Below are 2,814 nucleotides of genomic sequence, written 5' to 3'. Positions count from 1 at the left end.
ACCCCACACTACCATCGGCGATGCGTCGTTTCACTTCTGAGTTCGGGATGGGATCAGGTGGTTCCAACGCTCTATGGTCGTCAAGCAATTCTTTAGCGGTGTCGTGTGGGCCTATGCTTTCACGCCATCGCGAATTGGGTCAGTGATGAAGTACGGCTTCGGTGGTTTGCAATCTCATGCAGTTCCACATTGTCGATCTTGAGTGTCTCGGCCATACCCAGATTACTTGGGTGTTATATGGTCAAGCCACACGGGCAATTAGTACTGGTTAGCTCAACGCCTCACAACGCTTACACACCCAGCCTATCAACGTCGTAGTCTTCGACGGCCCTTTAGGGGAGTCAAGCTCCCGGTGAGATCTCATCTTGAGGCAAGTTTCCCGCTTAGATGCTTTCAGCGGTTATCTCTTCCGAACGTAGCTACCCGGCAATGCCACTGGCGTGACAACCGGAACACCAGAGGTTCGTCCAACCCGGTCCTCTCGTACTAAGGTCAGCCCCTCTCAAATCTCAAACGTCCACGGCAGATAGGGACCGAACTGTCTCACGACGTTCTAAACCCAGCTCGCGTACCACTTTAAATGGCGAACAGCCATACCCTTGGGACCGGCTTCAGCCCCAGGATGTGATGAGCCGACATCGAGGTGCCAAACACCGCCGTCGATATGAACTCTTGGGCGGTATCAGCCTGTTATCCCCGGAGTACCTTTTATCCGTTGAGCGATGGCCCTTCCATACAGAACCACCGGATCACTAAGACCTACTTTCGTACCTGCTCGTCGTGTTGGACTCGCAGTCAAGCGCGCTTTTGCCTTTATACTCTACGCACGATTTCCGACCGTGCTGAGCGCACCTTCGTACTCCTCCGTTACTCTTTGGGAGGAGACCGCCCCAGTCAAACTACCCACCATACACTGTCCTCGATCCGGATAACGGACCAGAGTTAGAACCTCAAAGTTGCCAGGGTGGTATTTCAAGGTTGGCTCCACGCAGACTAGCGTCCACGCTTCAAAGCCTCCCACCTATCCTACACAAACAAATTCAAAGTCCAGTGCAAAGCTATAGTAAAGGTTCACGGGGTCTTTCCGTCTAGCCGCGGATACACTGCATCTTCACAGCGATTTCAATTTCACTGAGTCTCGGGTGGAGACAGCGCCGCCATCATTACGCCATTCGTGCAGGTCGGAACTTACCCGACAAGGAATTTCGCTACCTTAGGACCGTTATAGTTACGGCCGCCGTTTACCGGGGCTTCGATCAAGAGCTTCGCCGAAGCTAACCCCATCAATTAACCTTCCGGCACCGGGCAGGCGTCACACCCTATACGTCCACTTTCGTGTTTGCAGAGTGCTGTGTTTTTAATAAACAGTTGCAGCGGCCTGGTATCTTCGACTGGCATGGGCTTACGTAGTAAATACTTCACCCTCACCAGCGCACCTTCTCCCGAAGTTACGGTGCCATTTTGCCTAGTTCCTTCACCCGAGTTCTCTCAAGCGCCTTGGTATTCTCTACCTGACCACCTGTGTCGGTTTGGGGTACGATTTCTAGTTACCTGAAGCTTAGAGGCTTTTCCTGGAAGCATGGCATCAACCACTTCGCTTTCGTAAAAGAAAGCTCGTCATCAGTTCTCGGCCTTGATCTCCCGGATTTACCTGAGAAATCAGCCTACCACCTTAAACACGGACAACCAACGCCGTGCTGGCCTAGCCTTCTCCGTCCCCCCATCGCAGTAACTAGAAGTACGGGAATATTAACCCGTTTCCCATCGACTACGCCTTTCGGCCTCGCCTTAGGGGTCGACTCACCCTGCGTCGATTAACGTTGCGCAGGAACCCTTGGTCTTCCGGCGTGGGAGTTTTTCACTCCCATTGTCGTTACTCATGTCAGCATTCGCACTTCTGATACCTCCAGCCAACTTCTCAATTGACCTTCACAGGCTTACAGAACGCTCCTCTACCGCTCATCCTAAGATGAACCCGTAGCTTCGGTGTATGGTTTGAGCCCCGTTACATCTTCCGCGCAGGCCGACTCGACTAGTGAGCTATTACGCTTTCTTTAAAGGATGGCTGCTTCTAAGCCAACCTCCTAGCTGTCTAAGCCTTCCCACATCGTTTCCCACTTAACCATAACTTTGGGACCTTAGCTGACGGTCTGGGTTGTTTCCCTTTTCACGACGGACGTTAGCACCCGCCGTGTGTCTCCCGTGCTGACACTCGCTGGTATTCGGAGTTTGCATCGGTTTGGTAAGTCGGGATGACCCCCTAGCCGAAACAGTGCTCTACCCCCAGCGGTGATACACGAGGCGCTACCTAAATAGCTTTCGAGGAGAACCAGCTATCTCCGAGCTTGATTAGCCTTTCACTCCTATCCACAAGTCATCCGCTACCTTTTCAACGGGAGTCGGTTCGGTCCTCCAGTGCCTGTTACGGCACCTTCAACCTGCCCATGGATAGATCGCCCGGTTTCGGGTCTATACCCTGCGACTAAACGCCCTATTAAGACTCGGTTTCCCTACGCCTCCCCTAGACGGTTAAGCTCGCCACAGAATATAAGTCGCTGACCCATTATACAAAAGGTACGCAGTCACAGAACAAGTCTGCTCCCACTGCTTGTACGCATACGGTTTCAGGTTCTATTTCACTCCCCTCACAGGGGTTCTTTTCGCCTTTCCCTCACGGTACTGGTTCACTATCGGTCAGTCAGGAGTATTTAGCCTTGGAGGATGGTCCCCCCATGTTCAGTCAACGTTTCACGTGCGCCGACCTACTCGATTTCACAGCTATGAGCCTTTCGTGTACGGGGCTATCACCCACTA

General features: G+C 52.7%; 2 rRNA genes. Both read right to left on the bottom strand.

From position 1 onward, the window contains the following. Positions 1-85, bottom strand: a 5S ribosomal RNA gene (gene rrf / locus BMZ23_RS14650); the annotation flags it as partial. A 152-nt stretch (positions 86-237) separates the two neighbouring features. Then, positions 238-2,814 (bottom strand): 23S ribosomal RNA (locus tag BMZ23_RS14645); the annotation flags it as partial.

Origin of the sequence: Halopseudomonas yangmingensis (assembly GCF_900114825.1) — a bacterium.
GTDB classification, from domain to species: Bacteria; Pseudomonadota; Gammaproteobacteria; order Pseudomonadales; family Pseudomonadaceae; genus Halopseudomonas; species Halopseudomonas yangmingensis.
Note: the sequence above shows the minus strand (reverse complement) of the source record. Positions and strands in the feature narration are given on the sequence as shown.